1 protein-coding gene is annotated in these 824 nt (G+C 59.1%); it reads left to right on the plus strand.

Features of this window, described 5'->3' with window-relative positions:
- The coding region (locus CKO41_RS18295) for a phosphotransferase (protein WP_200383291.1) at positions 1-824 on the plus strand (824 nt) is incomplete at both ends.

The raw sequence follows: 824 nt of genomic DNA on the forward strand, positions 1-824 counted from the left end.
ACAAAGATCGTTATGTTTATCGGCACTTTGCATCGGCCGCGCTCCCGATTCCGGAAGTGCTTGACATTGGGGAATTCAGCGAGAGCCTGACCTATTGCATCTCCCGCCGTGCACAGGGTGTCACGTTGCAAGACCTGCCTGAAACCGAACTGCCCGCTGTTCTGCAGCCGGTCGCGGAGGCCATGGATGCGATCGCTGCGGCCGATCTTAGCCAGACGAGCGGGTTCGGCCCATTCGGACCGCAAGGAATCGGTCAATACACTACATGGCGTGATTTCATATGCGCGATTGCTGATCCCCATGTGTATCACTGGCAAACTGTGATGGACGACACCGTCAGTGCGTCCGTCGCGCAGGCTCTCGATGAGCTGATGCTTTGGGCCGAGGACTGCCCCGAAGTCCGGCACCTCGTGCACGCGGATTTCGGCTCCAACAATGTCCTGACGGACAATGGCCGCATAACAGCGGTCATTGACTGGAGCGAGGCGATGTTCGGGGATTCCCAATACGAGGTCGCCAACATCTTCTTCTGGAGGCCGTGGTTGGCTTGTATGGAGCAGCAGACGCGCTACTTCGAGCGGAGGCATCCGGAGCTTGCAGGATCGCCGCGGCTCCGGGCGTATATGCTCCGCATTGGTCTTGACCAACTCTATCAGAGCTTGGTTGACGGCAATTTCGATGATGCAGCTTGGGCGCAGGGTCGATGCGACGCAATCGTCCGATCCGGAGCCGGGACTGTCGGGCGTACACAAATCGCCCGCAGAAGCGCGGCCGTCTGGACCGATGGCTGTGTAGAAGTACTCGCCGATAGTGGAAACCGACGC

It is taken from the genome of Thiococcus pfennigii (assembly GCF_016583835.1).
GTDB classification, from domain to species: Bacteria; Pseudomonadota; Gammaproteobacteria; order Chromatiales; family Chromatiaceae; genus Thiococcus; species Thiococcus pfennigii.